We start from the raw sequence: 26,620 nt of genomic DNA on the forward strand, positions 1-26,620 counted from the left end.
ATCGTCAGAAAAGCTATGTAACCGCTTACTACCGCCATGCCGTTCGGTCAAGAACACCGTTGACCGCAGGGGCGCTTTGCGGCCTTCTGGCCCCTTCTGTAGCCGGCGGAGCAGAATTCATCCCGCCGTAAGCGGCGCCATATCCATGCTAGTCTCAGACCAGTTGCTCGAAGTCCTCGATGCCCATGGCCGAATCGCGATCGCGGTCAGCGGCGGCGTCGACAGCATGACGCTGGCGACCGTCGCGCATCGCCGCGCCCAGGCGCGCCCTGCCCTGTTTCATGCCGTGTCGCCCGCGGTGCCGGCCGCCGCCACGGCGTTCGTCGAGCGGTTCGCTGCGCGCGAGGGATGGGAATTGACCCTGCTGGATGCGCGGGAGTTCGAGGACCCTGCCTACAGGGCCAACCCTTCGAACCGCTGCTACTTCTGCAAGACGAATCTCTATGGACGGATCCGGGCGGCAACGTCGCTGACGATCGCTTCAGGCACCAATCTCGATGACCTCGGCGACTTTCGCCCTGGCTTAAAGGCGGCGGACGAGCACGGAGTTATCCACCCTTACGTGCTCGCCGGCATAGACAAGGCGCAGGTCCGAGACTTGGCGAGACACGAGGGCCTTTCCGACATCGCCGAGTTGCCTGCCCAGCCCTGCCTGTCGAGCCGCATCGAAACCGGGATCGCCATTGATCCGGGCGACCTCGCGTTTATCGAAACCATGGAGGCCGCCCTGGCTGCGAAGGCGGAGCCGCATGTGACGCTGCGGTGCCGGGTCCGCCGCGACGGCGTGACGATCGAGATCGAGGGTGTATCAACCCAGCATCTTGCGGCGCTTGAAGCGATCGCAAGCCGCAGATGCCTGGACACGGGGCGGACGTTCGGCGGCCTGCGTCCCTACCGCAAGTCTTCGGCCTTCATCCGCTAAGCGCGGACCGCTCAGTTGTGGCTGAGCGGCGACGTCTCGTCGTGCTCCCGGATGAAGTCCATGTCGAGGGCTAATCCCAGACCAGGCAGGTCGGGCACGTCCATATAGCCGTCGACCGGTACGGGCGCGTTCTTGAAGACCTTCGAGGTGATGTCTTCAAACAGCAGCAGGCGTTCGAGGAACAGCGCATTCGACACGGCCGCGACCAGATGGAGATGGATGTTCTCCATCGCATGCGGGGCGAACTTGACGTTCCAGGCCTGGGTCAGCGCTGCGCATTTCAGCATTTCGGTAAAGCCGCCGATACGGGCGCCATCGACCTGGACGATATCGACGGCGTCGTGGATCAACAGGTCTCGCACACCGAACTTGGTGTACTCGTGCTCGCCCGTCGCCAGCGGGATGTCGGAGCCGCGCTTGAAGCGAGCAAGACCGGGGATGTCGTCAGCGAACACCGGCTCCTCGAACAACATGATGTCATATTCGCGGATGTTGTTGGCCAGCTGGACCGCGGTCGCGGCGTCGAAACAATTGTTGGCGTCTACCAGAAGGTTGATGTCCGGCCCGACCGCCTCGCGCACCTTGCGGACTCGCTGGACGTCGCGACGAGGACTTTGACCGCCCTCGAAGCCGACCTTGAATTTGATGGTTTTGAAGCCGCGCGCGACCATCCCGGTCATCTCGGCGACGAGTTCGTCGTCGGAGTACGAGGTCCAGCCGCCGCTGCAATAGACCGGTACGCGGGTCCGATTGCCGCCCAGCAGCTTGTAAATAGGCAAGTTGGTGATCTTACCCTTGAGATCCCACAGCGCGATGTCGACGGCGCTGAGAGCGCAGAACATCAGCCCCTTGCGGCCGACGCCGCGCAGATAATGGAAGAACTCATGCCAGATGGCGTCGGTCTCGAGCGGATCCCGACCGATCAGCTTCGGCGCCATGTTGTGGTTGATCAGGGCGCAGGTCGCTTCGCCGCCGACCTCGTGATAGGTGACGCCGACCCCTTCAAGGCCGGTGTCGGTGGTGACCCGCACGACGAGGTAGCCGACCGATTCCACCTTGCGCGTCGCATCCGCGAAGCCGCCGACGATCGGCGTCGAGACAAGATGAACATCGAGCTTGCTTATTTTATGCTGCATCGGCCACTTCCAGATTGATGGTAGGTATAGCGCGAGCTCCGGCCGGAAACATCGACGCGGAACAAACCGCAACACATCCGAACCTATAGCGGCTTGATCTATGTGCTTGCCGCACATTTTGGTCAATCTCTATTCCAGCCAAGAAGATGTCAGACAACATTAGCCGTTTTCAGGCACGGCTACTTGCTCGTATGGTGTCGAGATCGGCGCGTTCGTGCGCCGCAAGCTGGTGATCGCTCTCGTCGAGCCGTCCTTCGTATACAGGACTGAAAGCCCGGAATGGCCGCCCTCGGAACTCCTGATCTGCAATGGCTCTCGCACCATGACGAGCAGGTCATCGACCCCGACCGGAAGATCTGCGATCCGCATCACCATTTCTGGGATCGCCCGATGCCGAGCGGAGCGCGCTTTCGCTACCTGTTCGACGAATTCCTGGCCGACGTCACGAGCGGACACAACGTCTGCGCCTCGGTCATCGTCGAGGGCGGTGCGCGGTTGCGCGCAGGTCTGGAAGGCGGCGCCATGTATCGTGGCGCAGGACGGGACGCGCTGCGGTCCCTGGGCGAAACCGAATTCCTCAACGGCATGGGCGCGATGATGGCCAGCGGCGCCTATGGCCCTCCAGGGCTGTGCCAGGGCATCGTCGCCTATGTGGATTTGCGACTGGGCGACGCCGTGCGGCCGGTGCTGGATCGGCATAGGGCTTTCAGCCGCGTGAAGGGCGTTCGCAACCTGACCTGGTGGCATGCTGTTCCGGAACTCGCCTATGGCGACCTCGACACCCAGGAATCCATGCTGCTGGACCCTGGCTTTCGAGCCGGGTTCGCCGCCCTCGCCCACTCCGGCCTGACCTACGACGCGACCGCGCTGACGCCGCAAATCCCCGAGGTCACGGACCTCGCCCGCGCCTTTCCGGACGCCCCGATCGTCCTGAACCACATCGGCGGCATCATCGCCACGGGCCCCTTCGAGGGCCGGCGCGCCGAGGCTTTCGCCGCTTGGCGAACCAATCTCGCCGAGCTCGCGCGCTGCCCGAACGTCTCCCTCAAGCTCGGCGGCATGGCCTCGCCGCGTGGCGGATTCGGCCTCGCGCAGAGGCCTAGGCCGGCGTCGTCGCCCGAACTCGCCGAGCTTTGGCGGCCGTACGTCGAGACCTGCATCGAGCTGTTTGGTCCGCAGCGCTGCATGTTCGAAAGCAATTTCCCGGTCGAGAAGCAGGCCGTCAGCTATCGCGTGCTCTGGAACGCGTTCAAGCGGCTGGCGGCGCCCTACTCCGAAACTGAAAAGGACCTCCTGCTGTACCGCTCGGCGGTCGAATTCTATGGGCTCGACCGTGCGTCGGCAGATGGGCACGGCGCATGAACATTATCGAAGCTTACGGCGCGCGGATCCCGGCGATCGGCTTCGGCACGGGCTCCCTGCCGGGCCAGGCCTGCATCGATGCGCTGCAGCACGCCTTTGGGACCGGCTACCGGCACATCGATTGCGCCTCGAGCTATGGCAACGAGCAGGAGGTCGGGCAGGCCATCAAAGCGTCGGGGCTGCCGCGCGACGACCTGTTCCTGACCACGAAGGTCTGGCCCGGGCGCTTTGGCGAAGCCGACATGATCAAGACGACTGAGGGAAGCCTCGAGGCCCTCGGCGTCGATCAGGTGGACCTCTTCCTGCTGCATTGGCCAGACCCCTCGGCGCCCCTGCCGGAGACGATCCGCGTCCTGAACAGGATCGTCCGGCTCGGCCTGACCCGCCACATCGGCGTCTCGAATTTCAACACTGCCTTGCTCGACCAGGCCTGGGCTCTGACCGAAGAGCCGCTCGTCGCAAACCAGTGCGAATATCACCCAGGCCTCGACCAGACTGCTGTGATCGAAACCTGTCGCCGCAGAGGCATGGCCTTCGTGTCCTACATGCCGCTCGGCCGGCGCGAGGTTCTCGGCATGCCGCTGCTGAGCGACATCGCCTCGCGGGTGGGGAAAACGCCGGCCCAGGTCGCGCTGCGGTGGCAGATGCAACAGGACGGCGTGGCCGCGATCCCTAAAAGCACCGCCCCGGAGCGCATGCGCCAGAACATCGAACTGTTCGATTTCGCGTTGTCATCGGACGACATGGCGGCGATCTTCGCGCTTGCCCGGCCGGAGGGGCGAATGATCCCGTTTCCGCGGGCGCGGCAGCCCGACGGAAGTTTCCTCGAGTTCCGCGAACTGGCGCCCGCCTGGGATTGACCGGCGAAGGCCGCGCCAAGGGCGCCGCAGCCCTAACGCAGGTCGGAATGTAAGCGCGCAGCATTCGCCTAGTTCACCCAAATGGTCTGCCTGTAGACCAAGAGCGCCGTGCGGGAAAAGAGCGTCAAAACAGTGCTGCGGCGGGTAGCTGCACCAAATTCAGCGACATGCAGCCGTATACGTGACCCGAGAGCCCTGGCATCCGTGTCGGCGGCGCCCGTTGATCATGAGCTCTGACCTAAATGTAAGCGGTTGTTGACAAGGCGAACCCTGGGTCGGTACTGATGACCTCTAGGGCGATCGATCGAAGCGCAGCAGCGTCGTCTCCTCAAGGAAAGAAACGATGTCCAAGGATCTTGTCACGGGAGTCATCGCGGCTCCGGTCCTGCCGTTCCACGAGGACGGCGCGATCGATTGGCGCAGCTATGAAGCCTATATCACGCAGGTTGCGGATGGCGGGGTGCGCGCGATCGCGATGAACATGGCAGCCAGCGAGGGCGGCTCGCTGACCCCCGACGAGCAGTCGGAGGTCATCCGCAGGACAAAGTCGGTTCTTGCGGGCGCCTGCCCGGTGATATCGGGCGTCCTTTCAGGCTACACGATGGGAGCTGTCGCGGCGGCCAAGCGCATGGTGGAAGCCGGCGCCGACGGCCTCGTAGTCTTCCCGAGCCTACCGACCTTCATCCCCAAGCCGATCCCGATTGACATGCTGGTGGAATACCACGCCGACATCGCCGCCGCGGTCGATGTGCCGGTCATCGCATTCCAGACCTCGAATTCCGACTACCCGCCGGGCACGCTGACCGAGCTGGCCAAGGTGCCCAACATCATCGGCGTCAAGGATGCGGCCTTCAACTTCGACAAGGCCTCGGCCATCGTCGACGAGGTCAAGGCGATTGGGAATGACTTTGCCGTGCTGACCGGCAACGACACGTTCATTCTCGAAAACATGCTGCTCGGCGCTTCGGGCGCGCTGGTCGGCTTCGCCGGCACCGCCACGGCCGAGCTGGTGCGCATGCAGCAGTTGGCGTCCAAGGGCGCGATCACCGAAGCCTACGCCATCTGGTTCAAGCTCGGCCCGCTCGCCCGGCTGTGCTGGTCCGCGCCGCTGCGCGACTACCGCGTTCGCATGAAATACGTGCTGGTGCGCCAGGGCGTGCTGCCCAACAGCGTCGCGCGCAAGCCCCAGCCCGCGATCACGCAAGCGGACCGCGAGGCGATTGATCGCTGCTTCGAGGCGAATGGTCTTGACAACCCGATCTATCTGCCTGCCGGCCGCGCGCGGCCATCAATGAAAGCCGCGTCGTAGAGCCAGTTCCGGTTGCGTCAGGCGGCCGGACACTGCCCTGGAGAAGAACTCGCGCGATGACCAAGCCCATGTTCGAGGTCGGGAGCAGCGTCTCGACGAGCAGGACGATCGCCGAATCCGATGTCTACCTGTTCGCGGGACTGACCGGCGATCTCGGCCGCAACCACATGGACGAGGAATACTGCAAGGGCACCGCTTACGGCCGACGCGTCGTGCACGGTGCCTACATGTTGGGACTAGCGTCGTCGGCCTCGACGCTGATGGGCGAGACCTTCGAGAAAGGTCGTTTCCGCGGCGCGTCCTACGGCTACGACAAGGTCCGTTTCGTGCGTCCGGTCTTCATTGGCGACACGGTCACGATGACCTACACGATCACGGCGCTGTTTCCCGAGACGTTGCGGACGCACGCCGAGGTGGTCGGCTCCAACCAGCGTGGCGAGGTCTGTTTCGCCGCGCTGCACATCGCCCAGGGCCTGCCGCCGGCGCAGAGCGCGGCGTCATGAACATCGACCTGTCCGGACGCGTCGCGATCGTCACAGGCGCCGCAAGCGGGCTTGGCCTGGCGATCGCGGACGCTCTGGAGAGCGCTGGCGCCATCGTCGTCAGGGCCGGACGGGAAGCGGGCGATGGCCGCCCCGGCTGGCGCAAGGTCGATGTCCGGCGCGCTGGCGAAGTCGAGGCACTCGTGGCGTCGGCCGCGAAAGCTCACGGTCGGCTCGACATCATGGTCAACAACGCCGGCCTCCAGCCGACGCCAGGCTCCTCTGTGGAGAAGCCCGCGCAGGATTGGAGCGACGTGGTCGACACCAACCTGAATGGCGCCTGGCATGGCTGCCGCGCCGCAATCCGCCAGATGCTGTCTCAGGACGGCGGCGGCACGGTCATCAATATTTCGTCGCGACTGGCGTTTTCGGCCGGAGGCCCAGGCCGAGCGGCCTATGCCGCCTCCAAGGCGGGATTGTCCAACCTGACGCGCCAGCTGGCCGTGGAATATGGTTCGCGCGGCATTCGCGTGAACGCGATCTGCCCTGGCTTCATCCCGGGTACGCTGGGCCCCACCGCGCGCGACGCCGAACGGATCGAGCTCGCCCGCACACAGACGCCCTCGCCGCGTCTCGGCGTTCCAGCCGACGTCGCGGCAGCCGCCCTTTACCTCGCTTCCGATGCTGCAGGGTTCATCAACGGCCACAATCTGGTCGTCGATGGCGGCGCTTCGGCGACGCCATGACCGGAGACGCACATTCCCATGATCGAAGCCGACGCACCGCCGATCCTGCTGAGCATCGAAGACGGCCTCGCGACCGTGACTCTCAATCGTCCCAGACAGATGAACGCCATCAACAAGGCTATGCGGACGGCGTTCCACGACGCGTTCCGGCAGATCGCCGCCGATGAAAGCGTGAAGTGCGCCCTGATCGTCGGGGCCGGGCCGCGCGCCTTCTCGTCGGGCGCGGACCTCAAGGAAATCGGCAACCGCACGCCGATGCAGCGGCGGGAGGTGGCGGTCGAGGAACCGTCCGCCATTGTGCGCGCCTTCCAGAAGCCAGTCATCGCAGCCATTCGCGGCTATGCATTCGGTGGCGGCCTGGAGATCGCCTTGGCGTGCGACCTGCGGGTTGCATCGGACACGGCCGTGTTCTGCTTCCCGGAAATCTCGCACGGCTGGTTCCCGGCCGCGGGGGGCACGCAGATCCTGCCTCGCCTGGTCGGCATGGGCAAAGCCATGGAATTGATCCTGACCGGACGTCGCATGGCGGCCGAGGAGGCGCTGTCGAGCGGTTTGATCAACTCCGTTTTCCCGGACGCCGATTTCGACCGGAGCGCGAAAGCCCTGGCCGGCGACGTCGCCAAGCATCGACTTGGCGCCCTCATCCTCGCAAAGGCGGCGTTGCGCATGGCCGAGCGCGCCGGCTCGGACATCGGCCTCCTCTACGAGAAGGAGCTTGGCGCGCTTTCCTACACGCTGGAGGGCCGCGCCGAGGCGCTCTCCGCCTTCGCGGAGCGTAGCCAGACTCGCGGAGCGAAGGCGGACAGCTGATGACCGCCACGATGGCGCTTCGCGGAGATCGGCCCGTCCATGGCTGACATCCAGACTTCGCCCGCGCCGGACGCGGCGCCGCCAAACCATGCTGCGTCGAGCGTCGTGCAACAGAGCGGGTCGCTCGCGTTGACGCTGCGCTATCTCGCGATCGCGGCGCTGTGCGCCGTGTCGCTGCTGCCCGTCTATGCGGCGATCGTGACGTCGCTGACCGAGTACCCGAATGTCGGGCGCGGGGACCTGTTCCCGAGCGACTGGGCGTGGCGCAACTATCTCGACGTGTGGCGGCAAATTCCGCTGGCGCAGTACATGTTCGCGACGCTGATCTACGCCCTGAGCTCGGCGCTCGGATGCGTGGTGATCGGCACGCTCGCCGCCTATGCGCTGTCGCGGCTGCAGTTCCGCGGCAAGAAGGCGCTGCTCTACGGGCTGCTCGTCAGCCAGGTCATCCCGCTGATCGTGCTCGCCATTCCGCTGTTCACGCTGATCCGCGCGGTCGGGCTGTTCGACAGCTACGTGGGCATCTGGATCGTGATCATGGGCGTTCACCTCGCCTTCCCGATCATGTTCCTGAAGAGCTACCTGGACGGCATTCCGCGCGACATGGAGGAGGCCGCGATGGTCGATGGCTGCAACCAGTTGCAGGCTATGGTCTGGATCGTGCTGCCCTCGGCCAAGCCCGCGTTGTTCACCACCTTCGCGCTGGTGTTCTTCACGTCCTGGCAGACCTTCCTGATCCCGCTGATCCTGACCAGCTCAGACGAGAAAACGCCCGTGACGGTGGGCGTCTTCCGGCTGCTGTCCGACAGCTACACGCCCTGGCAATTCGTCATGGCCGCCTCGATCATCGCCTCCATCCCGCCAATCGCCGTGTTCCTGATCGCTCAAAGGCAGTTGATCGGCGGACTGACGGCAGGCGCGGTTAAATAAAACGTGCAGATCTATTACCAAGGCGTCGACACGCGCCGCGTGCAACGGAACGTCGAAAAGCGGAGGAAAGACCATGGCTTTCACCGGATCAAGCCGCGCTTCGCGCCGCCGAGCCCGCCTCGCGGCCGGTCTAGCCGCCTGTGTGGCGGCGAGCATCGCCGCAACCTTGCCGGCGCAGGCGCAGTCGAAGGCCACGCTGACCTTCGTGCGCGCCGGCGACAGCGCGACGGTCGCCAAGGTGTTCGACCCCATCCTGCGCGCATTTGAAGCCGAGAATCCCGGCGTGACGGTTCAGAGCATGCCGATGGGCTTCGACGAAGCCAATCGGCGCTTCCCTTTAATGGCCGCCACCGGGCAGCTGCCGGACGTGACGGCGCCGCCCGACAGCCTGTCCGCCACGATGGCGGTCGACGGCGCTTTTTTGCGCATCGACGGCAAGCTCAGCAATGACCTCGTCAAGGACGTGCCAGCCTCGATGTGGAGCTTCCCCTGCGCCAGCGCCGGCGGCCAGCTGTATGGCGTGCCGGCGAATGCGGGGGCGCTGGTGCTCTGGTACAACGTCAAGGTGTTCAAGGCCGCCGGCCTCGACCCCGACAACCCGCCGAAGACCTGGGACGAGTTTGTAGCCGCCGCCAAGACGATCAAGCAGAAGGCCGGCGTCGACGGCTTTGGCATGAACGGCTTCGCCCGCAACGACCTCATGGATCTGTTCAGCGCCTTCGTGGCCAGCCGGACCAATGGCGCCTGGTATTGGGATGAAGCCAAGAAGGCGGTGAAAACCGATGACGGCGTCGCGTCGAGCCTCGATTTCATGCGCTCGCTGGTCGCCGGCGGTCAGACCCAGGTCAGCATCGACTCCTACAATCGCGCCGACACGCGCTCCCTGCTGCGCGACGGCAAGGTCGGGATGACGATCGACGGACCTTGGGCGATCGGCGCGCTGAAGCAGGCCGTCGATATTTCATCGCCGGACAGCGCCTTCCGCACCACCCGCCTCCCTGGCCCCGACAAGCCCGGCGCCACCTCGCTCAACGTCAGCTGCTACAACATATCGGCCCAGACCAAGCAGCCCGTCCTGGCGCTGAAGCTGGTCGAGTTCCTGTCGCGCCCGGAAAACATGCTCGCGCACGCCCAAGGCTACGGCGTCGTCCCGGTGCGCACGAGCGTGCTGAACTCGGAGACCTTCTCCAAGCAGCCCTGGCAAGCTCTCGCCGCAGCGGCCGCAAACGCCAGCGTCCCGGCCAAACCCGGCGTGTCGAACATGAGCCTGGTGGAGACCACGATCCCCAACGCCGTCCAGAGCGTGCTGCTCGGCAAGGCGACAGGGTCCGAAGCGCTCAAGACGCTGGCGAAGGCTCAGGGCTGGAACTAGCAGCGCCGCGCAGCCGCGTGCGCATTTGAAACCCACAGGCGGCGCCGCAGGCCCTCTCTGCCGAAGGACAAGGCATGACAAGCGCAACACATGTCGAGGTTGGGGCGCCGCGCCGTCGCCGCTTGGCGTGGCGACCCTATCTCTACATCCTCCCGGCGGTTCTCGTGCTGGCGGTGGTCTACGTCGTGCCCCTGCTCGACGCGGTACGTTACTCCTTGACCAACGCCCGCCTGATCACCGGCACGGGCGACTGGATCGGCCTCGACAACTACCGCTCGCTGCTGACGCCCGGGTTCGGCGTCGTGCTGGCCCGCACCATGCTCTGGCTCGTCGCTGGCGTGGCCGGCTCGATCGTCGTCGGCGTGGCCATGGCGCTCCTCCTGGACAAGCCGATCTTTGGCCGGGCGATCTTTCGCGTGCTCTTCACCCTGCCTTGGATCTTTCCGGACTCGATCGCGGCGACGATGTGGAAATTCGCCCTGCATCCGGGGTGGGGCATCGTCAACAGCATGCTGACCACCGCGGGCCTGACCAGCGCGCCGATCAACTTCTTCTCCACCGACAACGCCATTTGGTCGGTGATCGCGGTACGCATCTGGAAGGGCGCGCCCTTTATCTTCCTCGCCGTGCTGGCCGGCCTGCAGGCCATTCCAAGCGAAGTCGAGGAAGCCGCCTACATCGATGGGGCCACGCCTTGGCAGCGGCTCGTCTACATCAAGTTGCCGTTGCTCAAGCCGGTGCTCTGGGCGTCCGGGACGATCCTGGCCGCCTGGACCCTGGTGATCTTCGATCTCGTGTTCGTGCTGACCGGCGGCGGGCCGCAAGGCTCGACCGAGATCCTGTCGATGACGATCTACAATGCGGGATTTTCGGATGGCAAGATCGGCCTGGCCTCTGCCCTGTCCATCGTCGCGATCGCGCTGGTCTCGATCTTTTCCTACTTCTATGTCCGTCGCGAAATGCGCTCGGCCCTGACATGACCACCAACGTTCAGGCTGTATCGAACATCCTCGTCGAAAACGGCGTCACCACGCTGTTTGGCCTGATGGGCAACGGCAACATGGCGTTCATCGCCGACATGGTGGACCGCTGTGGCGCCCGCTATGTCAGCGTCCGGCACGAAAACGCCGCCGTGGCCGCCGCAGACGGTTATGCGCGGGCCGGCGGTGCGATCGGTATCGCCACGGTGACGCACGGCCCGGGTTTCACCAACGCGCTCACGGCGCTCGTCACCGCGCGCCGAGCGGCGACTCCGCTCGTCCTGATCACCGGCAGCGCGATGGGCTACACGCATCGCAGCACACAGCGCCTGGACCATGCCAAGCTCGCAGCGGCGCTGGGCGTGCCCATCGTTTCGCCGGCGCCGGATGGAGATTGGGCCGCCGCCACGCGCGAGGCGTTGCGGCTCGCGTCGAGCGGCGCCGTCGTGCTCGACCTGCCGGCCGAGGCGACCTCCCTGCCCGCCACCGCGCGGCCGGCGGTCGCCGTTCCGGAAAGCGCCCCGGTCCCGCCCGATCAGGCAAGCGTCGCTCGGGCGGCGTCGCTGCTCAGGGACGCCAAGCGGTTGATGGTGGTGGCGGGTCGCGGAGCCGTTCGGTCCGGCCTGCGCGACCACCTGGTCGCCTTTGGCCGGGCTCGCGGCGCCCGGTTCGGCACGTCGCTCGCCGCCAAGGGCTTCTTCCACGGCGTCGACGGCGACGTGGGCATCATTGGAGGGCTCGCCCGCTCCGAAAGCTGGGCGGCTTGCCACGCGTGCGACGCCGCTCTCGTGGTCGGGGCGAGCCTGAACGGCTACACGACCGAACACGGGACGCTGCTGGCCTCCGCCCGGGTAATCCGCCTCGACACGGATCCGCAAGCGCCAGCCTCGATCGACGTCGCCATCGCGCTCGCGGGAGACCCGGTGGCGATTCTCGCTGCGCTCGAGGCCGCATCGGCGACAGAGGGTTCGGCGCTGGCTCCCTGGCGGCTGGATTCGGAGCAGCCTCAGACAAACACCCAGCACTGGCCCATTCCGGTCTACGCCGCGCTGGACCGAATGGCGCCGGACGAAAGGTCGATCGTGTTCGACCATGGCGATCACGCCAACGCGGCCGTCCCTCACTTCCGGGCCAACGACCCCTCCCAATCGATCTTCATGACCGACTTCGGCAGCCTGGGCCTCGCCCTCGCGGCCGCCATCGGGGCCGCGACCGCTTGCCCGGAGCGTCGCACGATCGCGGTCATCGGAGACGGAGGCTTGATGATGTCGCTCCCGGAGCTCGACACGCTGGCGCGCAGCGGAGCGAACGTCCTCATCGTGGTCATCAACGACGGCGTCTATGGTGCGGAGTATCCCCACCTTTTTGCGATGGGCGCCTCGCTCGAGCCCGCGAGCTTTCCGGGCTCCGCGCCGCTCACTCGCGTCGGAGAGGCGCTCGGGCTCCGAACCATGGCGATGCGAGAAGGCGATAACTTCTCGGACCTCGAGGCCTTCGTGGTGGGTTCCACCTCACCTGCGTTGCTCGAAATCGTCTGCTCGCCTCCTGCCCACGCGCCGGCCCCTGCACGGCCCAGCGCAGCCACTCCGGGATCGTCATGACAGCGCCTGCAGCCCCCGCCTCACCAGCGCCCGACGTCGAAGCGCTGCTGTCCGAAGAGCGCGTGAATCGACTGGCCCGCTTCGGCGCCGAGGAAATCTGGCGGCTTGGACTTGCGATCAGCCAGGAGATCAACGCGCGAGGCTTGCCGGCGGCCGTGGACGTGTCGCGCGGCCTCGACACTGTCTTTTTCTACGCCGGCGACGGCGCGACGCCTGACAACACCGACTGGATCCGCCGCAAGAAGGCGACGGTCTGGCGGTTTCGCCACAGCTCGCTGCTGATCCGGCGCATCGCGGACGACGCCGGTTACGACTTCAACACGCGCTTCCGACTGCCGGAGGCCGACTTCGCCGCGGCGGGCGGCGGCGTCCCGATCGCCACGCAGTGCGCAGGGCTGGTCGGGATCGTGACGGTCAGCGGCTTGCCCAGTCTTGACGACCATCAGCTTGCGATGCGGCACTTGGCCGATCTCGTCACGTCCCAGTCCTGCTCCTAGCCTGACAGGCGGACCGCGTTCAGACATGCTCACCACCGACCAGGAAAGACCGAGACAATGACGACATCGATGCCGCTGTGCGAAGCGCTCGCGCGTTGCCTGAGTGACGCCGGCGTCACCACGATGTTCGGGCTCGTCGGCGACGCCAACCTGTTCATGGCCGACAGCTTCCAGCGCGAGTGCGGCGGCCGGTACGTGGCGGCGACCCACGAGGCTGCTGCCGTCCTGATGGCGCAAGGCTACGCCTCCGTCAGCGAAGACGTCGGTGTGGCGACCGTCACGCACGGGCCCGCGCTGGTGAATACCCTGACGGGGCTCATCGAGGCGCGGAAGGCCAGCATGCCTCTGCTCCTGCTGGCCGGCGACACGCCGGCTACCGAGCCCGAGCATCCGCAAGACGTTCCCCAGCATATGCTGGTGGCGGCCGCCGGCGTTGATTTCATCCAGATGCGCTCACCGGAGTTGGCCGTCGAGACACTGAGCCATGCGCTGTATCGGGCCCGCTCCGAGCGCAGGCCAATCGTGTTCAACATGCCGGTGGAGTTCCAGCAGTGGGAGGTCTCGTACAAGCCTGTTGCACGCAAGGTCCCGGAGCGGCGCTTCGTCGTCCCGCAAAGCGCCGAGCTCGAGAACGCCGTGGCGATCATCGCGCAAGCCAAGCGGCCGGTCGTTCTCGCCGGACGCGGGGCGACCGATGCCCGGGCCAAGGCCGCGATGCTGAAGCTGGCGAAACGGATCGACGCGCCTCTGGCCACCACCCTCAAGGCGAAAGCGTTGTTCCGCGGCGAAGTCTATGATCTCGGCGTCTGCGGCACGCTGAGCTCAGACCTTGCGAGCGAAATCCTCTCCGCCGCCGATTGCATCGTCGCGTTCGGCGCCGGGCTGAACAAGTTCACGACGGCGCACCGATCCTTTCTGCGCGGCAAGCGGATCGTCCAGGTTCATGCCGAGCGCAGCGCGCTCGGGCAGTTCGCGCCCGTGGATGTCGCCCTCCATGGCGATCCTGGCCTCACCGCCGAGAAGATCCTGGATTGGGTCGAGGAGCTCGACTTGCCGGGCTCGATGTTTCGCAATCAGGAGATGGCGGAAAAAATCGCCCGGCAGCGGATCGAGCCAAGCCCGATGCCGACGTCGCGGCGCGACACCGTGGAGATCCGGCATGCGCTCCAGACGCTCGACGGAGCCTTGGCGGAGCGGCGAACGGTTGTCCTCGACGGTGGTCGATTTGCACCCGAAGCCTGGCGATGCATCACCGTCGACGATCCCCGGCATTTCGTCCACACGGTCAATTTCGGCTCGATCGGGCTGGGCATGTCCCAGGCGATCGGCTCGGCCTTCGCGGACCGGGACCGCCCCGTCCTGCTCGTCACCGGCGACGGCGGCTTCGCTTTCAGCGGCTTGAGCGAGTTCAACACGGCGGTGCGCAACCAACTCGATCTCGTTGTCGTGATCTGCAACGACGGAGGCTACGGCGCGGAGCACATCCAGTTCCGGGATCGGAACATGGACCCTGCGCTGTCGCTGTTCGACTGGCCCGATTTCGGCCCCGTGGCCGATGCGCTGGGAGCCCGCGGGTTGACGGTACGCAACATCGCCGACCTAGACCGAGCAGTCGCTCTGATCCGCGACCGTGATCGCCCCGTGATCATCGACTTGAAGCTCGATCCAGACCAGATCCCCGCGATTCCCCACTGAGAACGCAGAGCGCCTGACCTCACGCCCCGGCGTGACGTGACAGCCAACGACGTTTCACCCTCTCAACTTGCCGTCGAATTGCGCCGTCCGCCGTCAACCTCTGCCGTTCAGAAGCAAGTGCGGCTGGTCTGAACCTCGTCTTGCCCGCAACGCCGATGGCCATAGAGCAAGCCTTCGGACGAGTTTGGCTTCGGCGGCGTCAACGCGAGTATGTTCACGAGCATGCCTCGATCGACTTTCCGACCTGTTGCGCAGGCCGGACCTGCAGGCAGACCGGCGTCGGCGCTACGTGGATGCGATCTCGGAGACTGTGGACAGGGCTTCAAAGCGGGCAGCTCCTCGCTTTTGCTCGCCACCAGGCACTCAAGCCCGAGGTATTCGACGTCCGCGAAAGGATCGAGGCCATCGCCGACATGCTTCGTACGATCGTCGGCTCTCGCGTTAAGCTGGTGGAGGACGTTGACTGTCAGCCGTGCTTCGTTGAGGCGGATCCGAGCCAGTTCGAGACGGCGCTGGTGAACATGGCCGTGAACGCCCGCGATGCGATGGATGGCCAGGGTACCCTCGCCATCGCCGTGCGCACCGTGCCCAAACTGCCAGCGTTGAACGGGCACGCGGGGAAACCGGGCCCCATATGGAGCTGGCGGTCACTGACGCTGGGCCGGGATAGACCCCGAGCAGCTGAACCAAAATTTTGAGCCCTTCTTCACCACCAAGGAGGTGGGCAAGGGCACAGGCCTGGGGCTCTCACAGGTGTACGGGTTCGTTAAGCAGTCGGGCGGCGACGTTGTCGTGGAGAGCGAGGTGGGTCGGGGGGGCAACCTTTAAGGTCTTGCCGCTCGTCGCAGCGCTACCGTCAAAAACCTTAGATCTTACAGGAGCGCAAGGCAGCCTGTCGTCCGGCCTGGGGCAGCGGATACTCGCTGTCGAGGACAATCCCGAGGTGGGCCAGTTCTCGAGTCAGTTGGCTGCATGATCTCGGCTACGAGACCACGTGGGCGGCAGATCGCGGCCTCGCGCGTGCTTCTGTTCTGGACAGCCTCCAGCACCGCAGCCTCGGGCACGGGTACTCTGGTCATTGCGACCTCGCAGATTAGAGGGGGTGCGCGCCTTTGACCCGGCGCGCGGGGTTTCAGTCCTTGGGTTGCAGCCGCAGCTCCAGCCGCTCCACCCGCCGCTCGATGCGGTCGGCGTCGCGGTCGTATTGCCGCCACTTCTCGACGTGCTCGGCGCGCGGGACCATATTCTTCCGATGATCCTTGGCGTTGGTCAGCAGCTCGACCGTGTTGTCCTTGATCGGCCAGTAGAGGGCGCCGCCAACCAACGCGAGAACGGCGGTCATTACGCCGATCGCGGGCCAGATCTGCGCGCCCTTGATGCCGGCGCTCCCGGCGATCGTCTTCTGGAGTTCGGCGATCGCGCCCGTGTTGGCGCGGAACTCACCCGTGTTCTCGGTCCGCATGGCGGTGAGCTGCTGGTGAGTGTCGGCGCGGATGTCAGCCAGTCCCGCGCCGTGGTCTTGTCCAGGTCGTCAACCTGGCGCTCGCGTCCCGTGACCTTGCTGTCGAGAAGGAGAACCTTCGGATCGGGCTCGCCATCCATCGTCACGCGCCTGGCTTGCTGCCGCCAGGGCTTTGGATGTCGCTGCGTTCAGCTTGTAGGCGTTCACGGCCGCGAGCATCGCGACCATGCCAGTGGCGTACTTCTCGGGGTTCGTCGCACACACCGTCGCCACCGCCTCATAGGCGGCCAGCTCCTGCGCGTTGGTGGCGGGCTTCAGCTTGGGCGCCGAAGCTCAGATGAGCGAAGTGGAGCCCGTCCGCGGCATTGCACGCCACCTCGGATTTCGCTGGGGCGTCATGTCCTCGACGTGCTGCACCATGATGGCCAGCTTCGCAACATTGCTGCGCACGCCGCGCTACCAGCTTGTCACTGTCGTCCGAAGAAGCGCCGGACGTCACGGACGCGCTCTTCGGGATGGTTCGCTTCTTCAGCCTCGCCCACCGCTAGCTCGTAAGCTTCGTCGTCTGGCAGGCCGGCTTTTCTGAGTTGAACGCCAAGTTTGTAGATCAGCGCGTTCCCTTGACCAGGGATATGGCGTCCAGCGCGCCAAGCGAAAATTGCGGCACTCACGCCGTGCTCGTCTGTTGGCGTGACCGGGTCCGCCAGCCGGATCGGGGCTGAATTGTCTGGCGCATCTGCAATCCAGAGATCGACCTTCAGAGCAGCTCGGCAGCCCTGACACTCGTGAAAAACGAACCGGCCAATGTCGCAGCTCGGCGAGGACGGCAGAAAGAACATGTTCTCGGGCTGGCGTTTGGTCATGTCGAAGCCGTGCTCCACGTCACGCAACAAATCGAAAAGCCGGCCAGTGATCCGGATGTACTCCCCACTCTGAACAGGACGGCTGAGCGGGATGACACACCGCCACCGTAGGCGCTCGGGCGTGCTGCTGAATGTGCTGCAGATCACCATTTCCAACGTCGGGAATTTGGCCGCAAACTCGTCAGGGCCGATCCCTCCCCCATCATTGTCCAGCACGACGATGTTGCTGAAGAGGACGTTGGCACGCTTCTTTCCAGCTTCGTCGAAAATGGCTGGACTGAAAACGCCCGCGTCCTCCTTCCGACCGATCTTTCGGTGTGACATCTCCTTCAGGAACGCTGCGAACTCGCCAAAATCCGAACACGACAGTGTTTGAATCGCATTCCCATAGAGGTCGTTGAAGAGAGTCGCCAACGCCGTTACGTTATTGCTAATTCTAATAGTACTTTCGTAACGCTCCGTAGTGTTCGGATTCTTGGCTTCCCGTTTGTTCCGACGATACTCCCGCTGCTTCGCTGCCGCATTTTCATGAACAGCAGGCCGCCCTGCCCGCTTTTGCGGCTTGACCTCGATACCATCAATCAGACACAGCTTCGATCCCGCATACTTCTCGGACAGCCACTCAGCTGTCGGCTTATCGACGACCACAATGGCCTGGGGTTCGGGATTGTTTGGGATCCGTGTGCCACCGCGACCGGACGCCTGATAGATCACCTCACGGTGGACAGCCGTCTTCACCTCGTCGCGGCTCACGCCCATTGCAGCCCAGTGCCCGAAGGCGGCCGGCGCCGGATGATATGCCCCAAGGCACACCACCGTGTTGAACGACTGGAAGGTGTTCAATCCTTTTGACACCGACGGAAGCCGGCTGACACCCGGGATGTCTGAAAAGGTTGTGTTTGCGACGCTTTCGTTGGCCATCCAGGCGAAGCCGCCGTCTGGTCGGAATCCCTTGATGACGTCCACGACCTTGGCAAGGGTGGGTGTGCCCTCGGACAAGACCTCGCCACGCTTCTTGGACCAGGTCGGCAGGCCAAGGTGATAGATCGTGACGTTCGACCCATCGTGCTTGTCATAACGCAGGTCCATGGGGACAGGCACGAACTCGACGCCCTTGCGAGACCACAGCTTGTGCAGCAGCGTGTCTTCAAAGTTTGCGCCGCAAAGAGTCACAGACGCGAAAGCCCGCAAACTGGACGGCATCAGGAACGACGACGCGATCAGCTTGCGGTGACGCTCGTTGCCGTTCAGTAGCCCGTAGAAGTGCTCCGTCTTGGCGATTGTCACCCGATGAGGATTCAGGATGTCGTTAGCAAGGTCGCTTAGCTGTTCAAGCAGTCGATCTTTCTGGCGATTGCTGGCGATGCGCACAACCTCCGTGTAGTTGCCGATCTGCAGCTCCGTCATTTCCACGCTGAACGGCACGGGCCGGACGTGGTCAGTGATCAACCGGTGCGTGTCAGGCAGCTGGATGTTGTGCGGATTGTCTGGGGCCGGGATCTCGTCTACGAAAAGGTGCCAGGGCGACTTGAACACATGCACGGGTAGACGCAGCAGCGCCTCGTGCGTGACCAGGACCACCTCCCCTCCTGGCTCCGTGTTCGACAGGTGGCTGATGATGCGCTTCGACACCTTCTGGCCGTGGAACTCAGGCTGCTGGCTGTGAATGCGGGTGATCGGCACGCCAGTGGAAAAGTTGCCAAGCTCGGACACGAACGTCTGCTCAACAAGGCGGGTTGTGGGTTGGGCTATGATGACCTTGCGATCGGTCAGGGTGGCAAGCTCAATGGCCTTCTTGCAGATGCCATGCGTCTTGCCTGCGCCAAGAGGCGCACTGCAATACATGATTTTCAATGACTACTCCGAAATCGACGACAAGGGCCAAACGCCCTGTGTTGACAAGCTAAATATGGGGAAACGGCAATTCCGGCCGATTTCTGACTCTAGCAACTTACAATGTCTTTTTCATGACCGAGCTTACGAGGCAATAATGAACGATCTGCATAAACTCCAGCCCGCAGCATTCTTCGCGCTGCTTGCAATCCTTAGCGCCGCAACAACGATCTTTACAGCGCGCGCGGCGATCGAGATTCGGGATGACGTCCGGGAGGGTCTGCTCTCCGACGCGGAACGAACGTGCACTCTTTACGGTTCAATTGACAGGGCAGGCTTGGATGCCACCTGGTCAGCTGAAGAGATTGCCACGATCGACGCGCTTCTCAAGCACCTGGCCTCTGCGGGTATCACCAGTGACCGCTACTCGTTTTCGAGCCTTCCAGATCTGCCCCTTTGGGTAACGTGATCGGACGACGTCCAATTGAAGCTGGCCTGCTCGACCACATCTAAGATTCATAGGAGAAGAAGCATGAATGACACCGCACGCATATTGATGGCGGCCGAACGGGTTTGCCAATGGCACGACGGCCAGCGTCGAAAGGGAGCCGCCCAAGAACCGTACATGATCCATCTGCTGCACGTGGCGCAGCTTGTTGCGGAAGCAACCGATGGAAACGACACAAACCTGGTGATCGCAGCGCTCTGTCACGACGCGATCGAGGACGCTGAAGTCAGCCGCGATACGCTTTCGACATTGTTCGGTCAGGACGTCGCTGAACTTGTAACAGAGTTGTCCGACGACAAGTCGCTTGCCAAAGACGTCCGAAAACAATTGCAAATCGAGAACGCTCCGCAGAAGTCACCGCGAGCCGCACTGCTCACCATGGCTGACAAGATCAGCAACGTGATGTCCCTAGCCAACTCGCCCCCGCAAGACTGGAGCAAGGAGCGGCTGATGGAGTATGTGGAGTGGGCGAACGCGGTTGTAGCAAGGTTGCCGGTCCTTGATCCGGTGTTATCTGCCAAGTTCGCAGAAGCTTGTGAGGTGACAAGGGGCCGCCTCCATAGCTGACTTTGTCAACACACGGATTTCGTCAAAAAGCGAGATCACTCTCGCTTTCTGATTGATCACGAAGATTTCCTTTGTCACGTTGCCGCCCGCTTTGATATTCGTATTTTGCGTTCTGTAATAACCTGTTTATCTTTACGACCACAACACCTTGCCAAATTCTCGTCAATCTTGTTGAAGTTACCACGCGATTTGAAATGCCGTCTTCATTGCAGTTTTCGAATTTAATCACAAAATTACATGCATATCAGCCACCGCTTCGGACAAAATACTTCGGGCGGGTCCGCTTTTCTGCTTGACATCTCCTTCCCGATCGTAGAATAGAATGATCATGCTTCAGGGACGTGGTTCCGGGGCAGCCTATCCAACAGAATGGCACAGCCGTGACTGGCTGTTCGTCCCCACCTATTCCACCGGGAACGGAGCGTCGTATATGTTCATCACCGTCTTGGTATTTCTGTACGTCATTGCGCTCCTTACAGCGTCAACGCTCCCGGCGCAGATTTCGGAAGCTGTGGCTCTCGAGCGCAGTCGGGACAACGCGCCTGCTTGCGTTGATTCACACGTATTCGACTCGCCTGCATTGCTTATCATTGTGTTGACTATCCATTTCCCGGGTACAACTGGCCGCATTTCTTGCCGACTTGCCAACGCGCGCGATCTTACAACCTCGACCAGTACCATAATGATTTACGCCCTATCACCCTAGATCCGCTGCTAGGCAAACGACGGGCTATATCGCTACCGAAACGTCGCGCGCGCTCGGTCACAGCGCGACAACTCAAGCGTCACGACGGCAAACAAAGTCGTCGACGGCGGAGCTATTCGCCTTTTTGGGGCCAACAAGAAAACCCGTGACCACAAATTACGTGGGACAGCGCTTGAATAAGGAAGTCTGGATGCACAAGCGCCACAACGGAATGCTTCTCGTATTGCGCGGAGCATGCTTCGAGGTGCTACCGCCTAAGCCGAAGTAACCAACGGCCTCAACTATTCTCGAAAGAAAGGTCCTTACAGATGCTCCAACTGCTCGAACTCTCGACGAACCATCTGTCTGACCTCACATCAAAACTCTTAGGCGTAGCGGGCGATCTCTCGTTCGGATGTTTCGGTCATCGCCCGATCACCGTGAAACTGCTCTCGTCTGAAGTGAATGGTCCAAATCTGACCGCCATCTTTCAGACAGAAGGGTACCCGCTCGAAGCCTACCAGGAGATGGCTGCCCGATATGACGATCTCCGTGGGGGAATGGTTGCCTATTCGCAGCCCATCAAGGCTGGAATGATCGGTATATTCCACCATGGACGCTATTTGGACTGTCTTGGCGGAATGCGAGCGGCCAAGAAGATCATTCGTTCCCACCCTCTCTTTCAAAAGGTTAAGCTATGACTCCGAAGGTATCTATTCTGACTTTTCCGGTCACAATCAGTTCTGTGCAAGCTGCGTCGGTGAAGTTTGGGATCGGATGGAAAGCTGAGGAACGGGCGGTTGAGAATTTCATCCGTCGCCGGGATAGCCCTCTGGTTGAGGTAGCTGCTCGTGACCTCCTGAAAATCGCCGATCAGGCCGAAAGCGGCCCTGGCATTTGGTCACAGTCGCCGCAGAACATAGCTTTTCGGAAGGCGTTTAGCGATCTCGTGGGCTTCAATCCTAAGCCTGAGGCGGGAATGTTCATGATTCCAACGGTCTGGTGCGACATCCTCGTGCTCAATGAAGATGGTTCGGAGATCTATCACGTACCAGCATTGTCGTTTGAGGTTTTCGTTTCGATTACACATGCAATGAAGATGTGCTGTGAAGAATTCCAGAAGGGAATTCTGACCGTAGGTGCGTTCAAAGTTGGTCGGCTCATTTTCGCCGTCTACGACATCCGCGCGTTACCTTGGGACATAGCACTTCACCTCGTGACGCACACCAATACTGCCGAGATTCCTCAGTGTGGCCAGGGCCAGATCCGGCCAATCGACTTCCTGGGTTTCGGCGATGGCAGCGCGGCGCTCCACTAGTCGACGCTGAAATCGAACCGTCCCTTTCGAGCTCTTTCGCAAATCTGCTCGTCTAAACCGAGCGGAAAGGAACATGGTTGCTCCCGATGGTGAAGCGAGTTCTCCAATAGATGTGATTTTATATATGCAAAGACCCGCAAACTACCAAGCATCCTTGTCAGGAGAGTATCATGAGAAGATCGTCAGAGGTTAAGAGAGCTGCGAAGCGTGCGGCCGAAGAAGTATGGATTCGTAGAACCCACAAAAGAATGTCCAACGAGATAATGGACGGAAAACGGATAGTTGTAGACGCTTTGCCATCCGCTATTCAGCCGGAGGATAGAAGGAAATATGTTCTCGCCGCGATCTGGAGCACAGCCCTCAGATCCGCTGAGCGCATCTACGACGAACATGGACACGAGTTCGACGAGCCTCTGGGCGAGTTCGAATGGGGTGTGTTGAACGGCCGGATGGCTGCATTCAGGTGGGTACTGGGAGATGAATGGGACAACTTTGACTGCTAGTGCGCGCATTCATCTTCGACCCTGGCGCTACTGAACGGAAGCCGCACAACGCTAATGTAGGTGTGCTGCGCAGCCGATTGCTGGCCTTAGAAGTGCGGCAGCCGCTTCGCACGGGGGAGGATCGGCGGGCTCATATCTGCTGAATCCTCCTGAGCGCTGGGAGCGCCGCTGCGATGACCCCAACCGACGCGTGATTAGTGAAACCGTCCAGCTCGCCCCCCCAAGAAGGAACATGACCCGCAACGCTGGGACCGCTCAAGCTGCCCCATCTGCGGTCGCTTATGACTGAAACTGATCTGGTTTCACGTCCGCATCGCAGCCGAATGCGGGACTGCTTGCACCGCCCCGCACGTCTTCTACAAATCAGGGGAGCAGGGTCTCCATGGAAAAGCGCGGCCCGGATCTCCTTGGCTATGCGCCACGTGGCATGTCCCGTGAGGAGGCGGCTCGATACATTGGCGTCGGCACGACCAAGTTCGATGAGTTGGTGAGCGAAGGGATCATGCCCAAACCTAAGCGCATCGGCTCGAGGGTTGTCTGGGACAGATTCGCCATCGAGGCCGCATTCTCGGACTTACCAGACGAAGGCGCCGAAAATCCCTGGCGAAAGTTGCGAAACGCGTGAACTGGCGCATGATGACGCGATGACCGAAATGCATCCGCACGCGAGCTCATTCCGCGATCGCCACGACAAAGAGCGCTGGCGCTTTCGTAAGGCTGGCAAAACTATTCCGCTTCCAAAACAGCCTGGGCACCCGGACTTTGAGGCTGCCTACCAGGCAGCAATCTCAGGCCGGCCGATCGTCAGGGCCGAGGTGCAGAAGCTATCAACGGCGGCGGCGCCCAGATCACTCCGTGCAGCTTGGCGCGTGGCGACCACCACAGACCCGCGGTGGAAGGCGCTGGATCCCCGCAGCAGGATCGTGCAGACATCGATTGCCGAGCGATTCCTCACTACACCAATCGCCCCGGGCGAGAAGCTCATGTTCGGGGAGATGCCGCTGGCCGGCCTTGAACGCCGCGACATCAAGAAGATCCTCGCCGACATGTCCAACCGGCCTCATGCTGCGCAGAAGGTGCTGCGGCTTCTGCGGAAACTCACGCTGGTCGGGCTCGAGGAAGGCTGGATTACCACTGACCCAACCTACCGCCTCACCTATCGGCCAGAGCTGACCGGTTGGCGCGCGTGGACGAACGCCGAGCTCGATGGGTTCGAAGACCGTTGGCCGATTGGCACGTCCGCGCGCCTCGCCTACGCCCTGGCCCTCTACACGGGCCAGCGTCGTTCAGACGTGGCCGCCATGGCACCGTTGGACCTCATGAATGGCGGGATCAACATCATTCAGAAGAAGACTGGCAAGGCCCTTTGGGTGCCTATCGACCCCGCTCTGCAAGAGGTGCTGGACGCGAGCGACCTGACCCGAGAAACCATCCTGGTGACCCGCTTCGGCCGGCCGTTCAGCGAGAAGGCGCTCGGCATGCGCATGCAGCAGTGGACCAAGGCAGCCGGGCTGGCCGCGGGGTGCACGATGCACGGCCTGCGCAAGACACGTGGGAAGCTGCTCGCCGAGGCCGGCGCGACCACGCGCGAGATCATGGCCATCCTCGGCCACGACAACCTAGAGCACGCGGAGCTTTACACCCGTGAAGCGGAGCAGAAGAGCTTGGCTACAACCGGGATGGCGCGTCTCAAACGGCGGGGCAGTTAGCCGCTACGCCCGGGAACAACCGGGAAACGCCCTGGGGCTAACCCTTTAGCAAGTAGTTGAAATCGTAGCACTGCGGCGGCCCGACCGGGGCCACCAAATCTGAGCCAGAGATCGATTATGCTGAGGTAGCTCATGAAGATCGGTGATTCCGTCAAAAAATCAATCGATGACTGGGAAGCCGGCGAGATGGAGTCGTCTGTACTCCATGCATGCAATGCCATAGATGGCACAGCGCGCAAAATGTTTCCAAGTCTAGGAAGCAAAGCAAGATTCATAAAATTACTACGAGAAAACTACTCTGTATTAGGTTCAATGGGTATGCCGGGAATTAATCTGGAAACCTCTTTATTTCCTTTGAACGTTAATGGCAAATACGATGGCGAAAATGTTGATATAGCAACTATTATTTATGTAGTCCACCGCTGCACCCATGGGCATGGCGATGAACTGCCGGCAGGCTTTGAATTCAAAAACGACGCTGCCGGCCAACCAGAATTCACACGTTTCACAATCAACATGACCGGGACCATTGAACTTAGCGACCGTATGATATTTGGAATGCTAGCTGTCGCGATAATACAAGAAATAAATTCAGAAGAAAAAATTCCTGACGGATATTATCTTACATTTGGTAGCAGCGGGCTCCTTTACATAAATGATTGGTGGGGAAAATACATAGAGTTTGCCAGCTTAACAGAAAAAACAAAATTACCGTTAGTAACGATGGTATTTTGACGGTTAGTGAAAGCCGATCCGCCGCTTCTGACAGAGATCTTCTTTACAACAACGGCCGCAACTGCCGCACCATTTCGGCTGTGCCGGCGAAATCGATCTTGCCCGATCCCGTCACCGGAATGCTCGACAGCACGAGCACGGCCTTCGGGGCCCAGAGCTCCGGGTAGCCCTGCTGTTGCGCATAGGCGAGCAGCGCGCCGCGGTCGGCTTCGGCGCGGTCGGTGGCGAGCACGATCTGCTCGCCCTTGCGGGCGTCCGGCAGGCTGACGGCGACGTGGGTGGAGCCGGGCCAGAGTGCGGAGGCGAGCGATTCGATGGCGGCGAGCGACACCATCTCGCCGCCGATCTTGGCGAAGCGCTTGGCCCGTCCCTGGATGCGCACGAAGCCGTCATCGTCGACGGTGACGATGTCGCCCGTGTCGTGCCAGCCGCCCTCCGGCGGCGCGAGGATGCCGGGCCGGTCGGCCAGGATGTAGCCCGCCATGACGTTGGGACCGCGCACCAAAAGCTTGCCGCCCTCGTGCAGGCCTTCCACCGGCTCCAGCCGGTGCTCCATGCCGGGCAGGAATCGCCCCACCGAGCCCGGGCGGTTGTCGAAGGTCTGGTTCACGGCGATCACGGGCGAGCATTCGGTGGCCCCATAGCCCTCCAGGATGATCGTGGACGAGGCTTCCCAGAGCTTGCGCGTCTGATCGCGCACCCGCTCGGCGCCGGCCACCACCACGTCGACGCTGTCGAGGTCGCCCGGCTCGGCCGCCTTGGCCCAGCCCTGCAGGAACGTGTCGGTGCCGAACAGGATGCTGGCCGAAACCGCCTTGGCGAGCTTGGGCACTTGCCGGTAATGCAGCGGGCTCGGATAGAGCACGGCCTTCATGCCGCCGAGCAGCGGCAGCATCAGCCCGCCCGTGAGGCCGTAGCTGTGGAACACCGGCAGCGGGTTCAGCACGACGCGTGCCGGCGATAGCGGCGGCGAGCCGATATGCGCCTCGATCTGCCGGACGTTGCTGATGAGGTTGGCGCTGGAGAGCACCACAGCCTTGGGCTTGCCCTCCGACCCTGAGGTAAAGAGCACCACCGCGCCCTCGTCCGGCCCCAGCGCGTGGCGCGAATGGGCAAGCCGAGGGAACCACGAGCGCAGCAGCCCCTTCAGCTTGTCGAAGGAGGTGATTTCGGCCCGCACGTCCTCCAGGTAGAGGATGCGCAGCGGCCTGGCGCCCTCCCCCTCGCCGGCCGCGAGCCCGGCCACGACCTCGTCGAGCTTGCCGGTCTCGACGAAGCGGCGCGACGTCACCACGGTCTCGATTTCCACCGTGCGGGCGGCCGAGCGCAGGTTGGCGAGCCCGGCCGTGAAGTTCAGCATGGCGGCGACGCGCCCGAAGGCGCTGAGCCCCAGGATCACGATCGCGACGGCGTTGACGTTGGGCAGCAGCACGCCCACGGCCTCGCCGTGGCGACTTTCGGCCGCGAGCCGCCGGCCGATCACGAAGCTTGCCAGGATCAGCCGGCCATAGGAGAGCGGGCTGCGCTCGGGGTCCTCGAGGATCAGCTTGCCGCGCCCATGGAGGTCGGCGGCGTCCAGCAGCGCGCGAAACAGCGATTGGCGGGTGGAAGCGGGATCGAAGGATGTCACGCGGTCGCCAATCCTCAGGCAGGGTCGCGCAAGCTAGCGTGTCCCGCGCCCCGAGGGAAAGCGAAAGCCTTATAGACGTGAAGGTTGGCGGCGAAACCAGCGCCG

26 protein-coding genes are annotated in these 26,620 nt (G+C 62.8%); 22 read left to right on the top strand and 4 right to left on the bottom strand.

Annotation, left to right across the window (positions count from 1 at the left end):
- Positions 1–145: 145 nt before the first annotated feature.
- Positions 146–922, top strand: a complete 777-nt coding sequence (larE, locus tag AC1DSZ_RS18965; RefSeq protein WP_476839915.1) for an ATP-dependent sacrificial sulfur transferase LarE — start codon at positions 146–148, stop codon at positions 920–922.
- A gap of 11 nt (positions 923–933) precedes the next feature.
- On the opposite strand, the gene AC1DSZ_RS18970 is transcribed toward larE, so the two are convergent.
- The gene (locus tag AC1DSZ_RS18970) at positions 934–2,058 is read right to left on the bottom strand and encodes a mandelate racemase/muconate lactonizing enzyme family protein (protein WP_476839916.1); all 1,125 of its coding nucleotides are present in this window, start codon (positions 2,056–2,058) and stop codon (positions 934–936) included.
- A 279-nt stretch (positions 2,059–2,337) separates the two neighbouring features.
- On the opposite strand from AC1DSZ_RS18970, the gene AC1DSZ_RS18975 reads away from it, so the two are divergent.
- The 13 genes from AC1DSZ_RS18975 (at position 2,338) to AC1DSZ_RS19035 (ending at position 15,530) form a co-directional block, all read left to right on the top strand.
- Positions 2,338–3,420, top strand: coding sequence for an amidohydrolase family protein (locus tag AC1DSZ_RS18975; RefSeq protein ID WP_476839917.1), 1,083 nt, complete (start codon positions 2,338–2,340; stop codon positions 3,418–3,420).
- Positions 3,417–4,280 (top strand): aldo/keto reductase, encoded by an 864-nt coding sequence (locus tag AC1DSZ_RS18980; protein WP_476839918.1) that lies wholly within the window; start codon positions 3,417–3,419, stop codon positions 4,278–4,280. The genes AC1DSZ_RS18975 and AC1DSZ_RS18980 overlap by 4 nt, the downstream gene beginning before the upstream one ends.
- Before the next feature lie 343 nt (positions 4,281–4,623).
- Positions 4,624–5,589, top strand: a complete 966-nt coding sequence (locus tag AC1DSZ_RS18985) for a dihydrodipicolinate synthase family protein (protein WP_476839919.1) — start codon at positions 4,624–4,626, stop codon at positions 5,587–5,589.
- Positions 5,590–5,645: 56 nt separating this feature from the next.
- Positions 5,646–6,092: a MaoC/PaaZ C-terminal domain-containing protein gene (locus tag AC1DSZ_RS18990; protein WP_476839920.1), complete on the top strand. Its 447-nt coding sequence runs from the start codon at positions 5,646–5,648 to the stop codon at positions 6,090–6,092.
- Positions 6,089–6,817, top strand: coding sequence for an SDR family NAD(P)-dependent oxidoreductase (locus tag AC1DSZ_RS18995; RefSeq protein WP_476839921.1), 729 nt, complete (start codon positions 6,089–6,091; stop codon positions 6,815–6,817). Before AC1DSZ_RS18990 ends, AC1DSZ_RS18995 begins: the two co-directional genes overlap by 4 nt.
- Before the next feature lie 18 nt (positions 6,818–6,835).
- The gene (locus AC1DSZ_RS19000; protein WP_476839922.1) at positions 6,836–7,627 is read left to right on the top strand and encodes an enoyl-CoA hydratase/isomerase family protein; all 792 of its coding nucleotides are present in this window, start codon (positions 6,836–6,838) and stop codon (positions 7,625–7,627) included.
- Between the two features lie 39 nt (positions 7,628–7,666).
- Positions 7,667–8,557 carry a carbohydrate ABC transporter permease gene (locus AC1DSZ_RS19005; RefSeq protein WP_476839923.1) on the top strand — a complete coding sequence of 297 codons (891 nt, stop codon included), beginning with the start codon at positions 7,667–7,669 and terminating at the stop codon, positions 8,555–8,557.
- Between the two features lie 73 nt (positions 8,558–8,630).
- A complete protein-coding gene (locus AC1DSZ_RS19010) occupies positions 8,631–9,929 on the top strand; it encodes an ABC transporter substrate-binding protein (protein WP_476839924.1) in 1,299 nt (432 codons plus the stop codon).
- 74 nt (positions 9,930–10,003) lie between these two features.
- The gene (locus AC1DSZ_RS19015) at positions 10,004–10,909 is read left to right on the top strand and encodes a carbohydrate ABC transporter permease (RefSeq protein ID WP_476839925.1); all 906 of its coding nucleotides are present in this window, start codon (positions 10,004–10,006) and stop codon (positions 10,907–10,909) included.
- On the top strand, positions 10,906–12,510 hold the full coding sequence (locus tag AC1DSZ_RS19020; protein ID WP_476839926.1) for a thiamine pyrophosphate-binding protein: 1,605 nt from the start codon (positions 10,906–10,908) through the stop codon (positions 12,508–12,510). Before AC1DSZ_RS19015 ends, AC1DSZ_RS19020 begins: the two co-directional genes overlap by 4 nt.
- The gene (locus tag AC1DSZ_RS19025; RefSeq protein ID WP_476839927.1) at positions 12,507–13,007 is read left to right on the top strand and encodes a heme-degrading domain-containing protein; all 501 of its coding nucleotides are present in this window, start codon (positions 12,507–12,509) and stop codon (positions 13,005–13,007) included. Before AC1DSZ_RS19020 ends, AC1DSZ_RS19025 begins: the two co-directional genes overlap by 4 nt.
- A gap of 57 nt (positions 13,008–13,064) precedes the next feature.
- On the top strand, positions 13,065–14,702 hold the full coding sequence (locus AC1DSZ_RS19030; RefSeq protein ID WP_476839928.1) for a thiamine pyrophosphate-binding protein: 1,638 nt from the start codon (positions 13,065–13,067) through the stop codon (positions 14,700–14,702).
- Positions 14,703–15,422: 720 nt separating this feature from the next.
- Positions 15,423–15,530, top strand: a complete 108-nt coding sequence (locus AC1DSZ_RS19035) for a hypothetical protein (RefSeq protein WP_476839929.1) — start codon at positions 15,423–15,425, stop codon at positions 15,528–15,530.
- 304 nt (positions 15,531–15,834) lie between these two features.
- Here AC1DSZ_RS19035 and AC1DSZ_RS19040 read toward each other — a convergent pair whose 3' ends face one another.
- Both AC1DSZ_RS19040 and AC1DSZ_RS19045 read right to left on the bottom strand, forming a co-directional pair.
- A complete protein-coding gene (locus AC1DSZ_RS19040) occupies positions 15,835–16,164 on the bottom strand; it encodes a hypothetical protein (RefSeq protein ID WP_476839930.1) in 330 nt (109 codons plus the stop codon).
- A 467-nt stretch (positions 16,165–16,631) separates the two neighbouring features.
- Positions 16,632–18,881, bottom strand: coding sequence for a DEAD/DEAH box helicase family protein (locus tag AC1DSZ_RS19045; protein WP_476839931.1), 2,250 nt, complete (start codon positions 18,879–18,881; stop codon positions 16,632–16,634).
- A 136-nt stretch (positions 18,882–19,017) separates the two neighbouring features.
- Between AC1DSZ_RS19045 and AC1DSZ_RS19050 the strand changes: the two genes are divergently transcribed.
- From AC1DSZ_RS19050 to AC1DSZ_RS19085, 8 genes are all read left to right on the top strand, one after another.
- Positions 19,018–19,329, top strand: coding sequence for a hypothetical protein (locus AC1DSZ_RS19050; protein ID WP_476839932.1), 312 nt, complete (start codon positions 19,018–19,020; stop codon positions 19,327–19,329).
- A gap of 63 nt (positions 19,330–19,392) precedes the next feature.
- Positions 19,393–19,935 carry an HD domain-containing protein gene (locus AC1DSZ_RS19055; RefSeq protein WP_476839933.1) on the top strand — a complete coding sequence of 181 codons (543 nt, stop codon included), beginning with the start codon at positions 19,393–19,395 and terminating at the stop codon, positions 19,933–19,935.
- A gap of 1,014 nt (positions 19,936–20,949) precedes the next feature.
- Positions 20,950–21,321, top strand: coding sequence for a hypothetical protein (locus tag AC1DSZ_RS19060; protein ID WP_476839934.1), 372 nt, complete (start codon positions 20,950–20,952; stop codon positions 21,319–21,321).
- Entirely contained in the window at positions 21,318–21,938 is a 621-nt protein-coding gene (locus AC1DSZ_RS19065) for a hypothetical protein (protein WP_476839935.1), read from the top strand. The genes AC1DSZ_RS19060 and AC1DSZ_RS19065 overlap by 4 nt, the downstream gene beginning before the upstream one ends.
- Before the next feature lie 170 nt (positions 21,939–22,108).
- Entirely contained in the window at positions 22,109–22,441 is a 333-nt protein-coding gene (locus AC1DSZ_RS19070) for a hypothetical protein (RefSeq protein ID WP_476839936.1), read from the top strand.
- A gap of 382 nt (positions 22,442–22,823) precedes the next feature.
- Positions 22,824–23,066, top strand: a complete 243-nt coding sequence (locus AC1DSZ_RS19075; RefSeq protein WP_476839937.1) for a helix-turn-helix transcriptional regulator — start codon at positions 22,824–22,826, stop codon at positions 23,064–23,066.
- Between the two features lie 19 nt (positions 23,067–23,085).
- Positions 23,086–24,150, top strand: coding sequence for a tyrosine-type recombinase/integrase (locus tag AC1DSZ_RS19080; protein ID WP_476839938.1), 1,065 nt, complete (start codon positions 23,086–23,088; stop codon positions 24,148–24,150).
- A gap of 132 nt (positions 24,151–24,282) precedes the next feature.
- Positions 24,283–24,885: a hypothetical protein gene (locus AC1DSZ_RS19085; RefSeq protein ID WP_476839939.1), complete on the top strand. Its 603-nt coding sequence runs from the start codon at positions 24,283–24,285 to the stop codon at positions 24,883–24,885.
- A 43-nt stretch (positions 24,886–24,928) separates the two neighbouring features.
- On the opposite strand, the gene AC1DSZ_RS19090 is transcribed toward AC1DSZ_RS19085, so the two are convergent.
- A complete protein-coding gene (locus AC1DSZ_RS19090; RefSeq protein WP_476839940.1) occupies positions 24,929–26,515 on the bottom strand; it encodes an AMP-binding protein in 1,587 nt (528 codons plus the stop codon).
- Between the last annotated feature and the right edge of the window lie 105 nt (positions 26,516–26,620).

The sequence above is a fragment of the Alsobacter sp. P4_H11 genome (assembly GCF_056400925.1).